We start from the raw sequence: 5,321 nt of genomic DNA, 5'->3' as shown, positions 1-5,321 counted from the left end.
CGAACCATACCGGCTCCCCTTCCATCGGCAAGAGCACACACTGGTGCACGTAGAACGACCACCCGTCGTAGCCGGTGAGCCAACTCATGTTGGTTGGATCGGAGACGATCAGCAGATCGATCTCCGCTTTTTGCATCGCTCGACGCGTCTTGGCAATACGTGCGTCGAATTCGCTTTGTTCGAAGTACAGGCGTGCGGCGGGTGCCGCTGCGCGTCCCGCTTGCTCTTGCTCTTGTGCTTGTTGCGTCATGAATGACATCGTCTCCTGTCAGAGCGTCACGTCGTTGTTAAAGATGATTCCCGCGTTTTGCGCACGCGCGCGTTGCAGTGCCAAGGCGGCAATCGCCGTGTCCTGTGCACCTGTTCCGGTGAGGTCGCAAATGGTGATGTCGTCATCCCGTGTGCGACCTTGTCGACTGCCCGCAATCACTTGGCCTAACTCGGCAAAACTGGCGTCCTCTACCACCACGCCCGCCTCTATAGCGTGATGAAGCTCGCCGAGAATGCGCGTTTGCTGAAGACGGTCGCAGACATAGCGTCCGGCTGCTAGAACCGACGGTGCGAGTTCGTTCTTGTGCTCAGCGTCGGATCCCATCGCGGTGATATGCAAGCCTGCGTGCAGGTCTTCAGCGTGTATGAGGGGGCTGCGGCTTGGTGTCGTCGTGATGGCGATATCGGCGAGTGCAAGCGCCTCATGCACGCTTGTGGCGACCTCGCAGCGGACGCCTTTCGTGCCCTTCGCGAAGCTCTGCGCACGCTTCATGTCGCGCGCCCAGACGGTGACGTGATCGATCTCGCGGACGAGCCGTACCGCCTCCAACTGAAGGCGTGCCTGCTCGCCTGCCCCAATCACGGCCACACGCTTTGCATCCTTGCGTGCGAGCCAGCGCGCGGCAACCGCGCCCGCGGCTGCGGTGCGAACCGCAGTGAGATAACCGTTGTCAAGCAGCACAGCCTCGGTCAACCCGGTCCGCGCCGACAGCACCAGCATGAGGCCATTGAGACTCGGCAGGCCGAGCGCAGGATTGTTGAAAAAGCCGGGACTGACCTTGATGGCGAAACTATCGAAACGAGGCAGCCAGGCGGTCTTTACATCGACTTCGCCGGCATGCTCCGGAAGGTCGAGACGAAGGACCGGCGGCATGGCCACGGCTTCCGTCGCGAGTGAGAGGAATGCAGATTCGATCTGATCGATCGCGGCGAGATCGAGTGGTACCAGTGCGCGCAACTGCGCTTCGCCGAGCAAGGTGATGGCGGACATGTCAGGCCTCCAGGATCAAGCGGCGATGCAGGCCGATATCGATATTCGCACCGCTCACCACCAGAACGACCGGACCGCTCTGAAGCGTCACGCGGTCGATACGCCCATCAAGCAGCGCGGCAATGCCCACCGCCGCCGCCCCTTCGATCACAAGCCGCTCTTCGCGATACGCATGCACAATGCCTCGCGCAATGGACGCTTCATCCAGTAGCACAACGCTGTCGGCAAGTTCTTGTGTCAGTGCAAAGGTATGTTCGTTGTCCAGGCCGATACCGCCGCCAAGCGAATCTGCAAGCGTCTCGACTTCGTCGACAAGCACTGGCCGTCCCGCCGTGAGACTCGCGTGCATGGCGGCGCCTCGTTCCATGGACACGCCGATCATCGCGACGTCGGCGTTGATGCGCTTGGCCGCAAACGCGACGCCGCCAAACAAGCCGCCGCCCGACAAAGGCACGACAATGCTCGCTGTATTCGGCAACGCCTCCATGACCTCCAGGCCGATCGTCGCTTGTCCCGCAATCACATTGAGGTTGTCAAAAGGCGGGACGAATACGAAGCCTTCTTCGCCAGCAAGACGCAACGCCTCCGCCTGCGCTTCGTCCTGGCTCTTGCCCGCAATCACGACGCGCGCGCCCAGTGCAGTGACGGCATCGACCTTGTTCTTGGGCACCAGCGCCGACATGCACACGGCCGCCTCCATGCCGAGCGCACGCGCGGCATGTGCAATGGCACGTCCATGATTTCCCGTCGATGCAGTGACCACTTTCATGGTGCCGCGCTCAGCGAGTTCAGCCAATGCGTTGGTCGCCCCGCGCAGCTTGAAGCTGCCGGTCGGCTGCATGGTTTCGAGCTTCAAATAGACATCTGTGCCCGCGATCCGCGACAGCGATGCCGACGCGACCAGCGGCGTGTGTGTCACACGTCCCTCGATACGGCGACGCGCGCGATAGACATCGGCAAGCGAGAGAACAGACATGAACGGGATCGCAAGATGAAGTGGATGCGATTGAGTCTAATGTTCTAAAAAGCGCTTTTTAATGTCCTAGTTCAATCGGTGCAACGGGTGCCGAACGTTGATGCGCGCTCAACTGAAGTCGTGAACATGCGGGTATTGCTCGAACACTTCCCCAATGGTTTCGAGCGCGGTTTTAAAGGTCGTGTCCGCCACTTCGGCGCCCACGCACAGGCGCACCGCGTTCGGCCTTTCGGCGCCACGCACGAGAAACGGATCGGGCGATGTCACCGCAATCTCGCGGTTGCGCAACTCGCGCGTGACGCGGTCTGCTTGCCAGTAATCGGGCACCTTCAACCATGCCGACAGCGCTTGCGGATGACTCCCCAGCAGATAGCGGCCCAGCACCTCGCGCACCATGGCTTGCCTTGTCCCCAGGCGCTCGCGCTGCACCTGGACCAGGCGTTGCGCGGTCCCGTCCATGATCCAGCGCGTGGCGACTTCGGCCATGGGTGACGTCGCCATCCAGCTGCTCACACGCAGCACGCTTTCAGCTCGCAGCGCGAGGCGGCGCGGCATGGTGAGATAACCGATTCGCAAGCCGGTCAGCACTGACTTGGTCATGCTCGTGCAGTAGAAAGACAGCTCTGGAATCAGGCTGGCGATAGGCGTCTGCGTCTTGGCGGGCAGTGCGCCATAAACGTCGTCCTCGATCACGTACACGCCATAACGCTCGGCAATGCGTGCAATCGCGCGGCGTCTCGAATCGGGCATCAAGGCAACCGTGGGGTTGTTCAGTGTCGGGGTGCAAACGAGCGCGCTGATACGCTCGCTGTCGCACATCTCTTCGAAATGTTCTGGACGTATGCCGTATTCGTCTATCTCAAGGCCCTTGAGCGTGAAGCCCAGCACATTGGCCGAGCCAATCACGCCGTGGTCGGTCAGGCTCTCGCACAGTACGGTGTCGCCGGGACCGACGAACGACGCCAGCGCCAGGAAGATGCCATGGGCGGCGCCGTTGGTGACCAGCAGCGTCTCCGGATTCGCCGGCATGCCGAGCGTGGCGAGCCACGCGGCGCCTGCCTGCCGGTGATGCTCGAAACCCGCGATCGGCCGGAACGCGCGTATCCAGGGTTGATCCTCCACGGTGGCAAGCGTCGCGCACACTTTGCGCCACATGGCGTCGTGCTCCGGGGTGTGGACGATTCGCGCAATAGAGAAGTCGATGACCTCACGCTCGGCCGTATCGAGCATGTATTTCGACATGGTCTCGGTGACACGCGCGGCAACAAAACTGCCTCGACCCACCTCGCAACGAATCAGCCCTTGCCGCTCCAGTTCCTTATACGCGTTGGTCACGGTCTGCACGCTGATAGCCAGGTCGGCCGCAACCTCGCGCTGCGGTGGCAAGCGTGCGCCTGACGCCAAAGCCGCGCTTTCGATGTCCGTTGCGATCGCTTTCACCAGACGTTTGTATTTCGACTCGACGCCATGCACCGTCCGCACCGCGTCACGCCAGCGCTCGTTCACGTTCGCCTCCACTCCGTTTAGCAGCTCCCATAGTGGCGCAGAAGCAGCCGCAAAAATTATTGTCCTAGAGCAATTAGAACAAAAATATGGCTTTGTATGCTGCGTTCATGGCGATGTCACGCGACCTCGAAACTGGAATAAAACCAAGGGTTTGCGAGCATTTTTCGCCACTAGTGCCGCGCGGGCGGCGCAATCAACCACGCTACGGAAACGGAAACCGATCGACATGAAACTCAAACGAGTGTCTGGAATGCTGGGGGCGCTGTCCATTGCTGCGGCGGCGGGGTTGGTGGCCCATGCAGCGGCAGCGAACGCTGAAACGACCTTGCAGCGCATTCAGCGCACCGGGGAAGTGCGCATTGGTTACGCGAATGAAAGTCCCTTTGCCTATACCACGCCGGACGGCACCGTCACGGGCGAGTCGCCCGAGATTGCGAAGAAGGTGTTCGCCAAGCTGGGCGTCAGACAAGTCGATGCGGTGCTCACCGAGTGGGGTTCGCTTATTCCCGGCTTGCGCGCAGGCCGCTTCGATGTGATTGCAGCCGGCATGTACGTCACGCCTGAGCGCTGCAAGCAGGTCGCCTTTGCCAACCCTCAATACCAGATCCAGGACACCCTGCTGACGCTGAAGGGCAACCCGAAGAAGCTGCAGAGCTACGCGGACGTGGGTAAAAATCCCGATGCGAAACTGGCTGTGATGGCGGGATCGGTTGAGCTCGGCTATGCGCGCGACTCAGGTGTCAAGGACGGCCAATTGCTGCAAGTACCCGATACCACCGCGCAGTTGCAGGCTGTGCGTGCGGGCCGCGCCGACGCAGCCGCCGGCACCGCGCTGACCATGAAAGGCCTTGCCGCCAAGGCCGGTCCCACGGTCGAAGCCATCCCCAAGTTCACCGACGATCCCAAGCACACCGGTTATGGGGCTCTCGCCTTCCGCCCGGACGATACCGACCTGCGCGACGCGGTCAACCAGCAACTGAAGGCATGGCTCGGCACGCCGGATCATCTGAAGACGGTCGCACCGTTCGGCTTCGATAAAAGCAACCTCCCGGACAAGACCACCGCGGAACTCTGCGGTGGCTGACCGTCTTCGTTTGACAAGCCGGCACGTGCCGGCTTGGACCGCCTCAACGTCTTAAGTGAGGAATGCCATGGGCGACCTGCATGAACTCTTGCCGCTGCTGATGAAGGGCACGCTCGTCACGGTCGAGATCGCGGTATCCGGTATCTTGCTGGCGATCGTGATGGCCGGCATGGCGGCCGTCCTGCGCTCATCGTCATGGCGCGTGTTGCGCTGGACCGCCAACGTGTACGTTGAGGTATTTCGCGGAACGTCGTTACTGGTACAGCTATTCTGGTTTTTCTTCGTGTTGCCCTTGCCGCCGTTCAATCTGGAACTGACTCCGTTCACCGTGGCCATTGTCGGGCTGGGGTTGCACTACGGCGCCTATGGCTCCGAGATCCTGCGCGGCGCATTGCGTTCAGTGCCGGGTGGACAATACGAAGCGGCACTTGCATTGAACATGCCAGCTTCGACCAGGATGCGTCGCATTGTCTTGCCGCAGGCCATGATCAACG

General features: G+C 61.3%; 6 protein-coding genes. 2 read left to right on the top strand and 4 right to left on the bottom strand.

Annotated features, from left to right (window positions below; genetic code table 11):
* The 4 genes from JWR14_RS24025 to JWR14_RS24010 form a co-directional block, all read right to left on the bottom strand.
* On the bottom strand, window positions 1-250 hold a 250-nt coding region (locus JWR14_RS24025), incomplete at its 3' end, for an aminopeptidase P family N-terminal domain-containing protein (RefSeq protein WP_299713046.1).
* An 18-nt stretch (window positions 251-268) separates the two neighbouring features.
* A complete protein-coding gene (locus JWR14_RS24020; protein ID WP_299713043.1) occupies window positions 269-1,261 on the bottom strand; it encodes a cyclodeaminase in 993 nt (330 codons plus the stop codon).
* Window position 1,262: 1 nt separating this feature from the next.
* Complete coding sequence (gene eutB, locus JWR14_RS24015; protein ID WP_299713040.1) at window positions 1,263-2,237, bottom strand: hydroxyectoine utilization dehydratase EutB; 975 nt, start codon at window positions 2,235-2,237, stop codon at window positions 1,263-1,265.
* A gap of 108 nt (window positions 2,238-2,345) precedes the next feature.
* Window positions 2,346-3,743, bottom strand: coding sequence for a PLP-dependent aminotransferase family protein (locus JWR14_RS24010; RefSeq protein ID WP_299713038.1), 1,398 nt, complete (start codon window positions 3,741-3,743; stop codon window positions 2,346-2,348).
* 226 nt (window positions 3,744-3,969) lie between these two features.
* Here JWR14_RS24010 and ehuB point away from each other — a divergent pair, with 226 nt between their 5' ends.
* Together ehuB and JWR14_RS24000 are read left to right on the top strand one after the other, a co-directional pair.
* Complete coding sequence (gene ehuB, locus JWR14_RS24005; protein WP_299713035.1) at window positions 3,970-4,827, top strand: ectoine/hydroxyectoine ABC transporter substrate-binding protein EhuB; 858 nt, start codon at window positions 3,970-3,972, stop codon at window positions 4,825-4,827.
* A 67-nt stretch (window positions 4,828-4,894) separates the two neighbouring features.
* Window positions 4,895-5,321: amino acid ABC transporter permease (locus JWR14_RS24000; protein WP_299713032.1), on the top strand; the 427-nt coding region annotated here is incomplete at its 3' end.

Origin of the sequence: Caballeronia sp. (genome assembly GCF_028292365.1) — a bacterium.
Classification (GTDB): Bacteria; Pseudomonadota; Gammaproteobacteria; order Burkholderiales; family Burkholderiaceae; genus Caballeronia.
The sequence above is the reverse complement of the archived record's forward strand: the minus strand, read 5'-3'. Positions and strand labels throughout refer to the sequence as shown.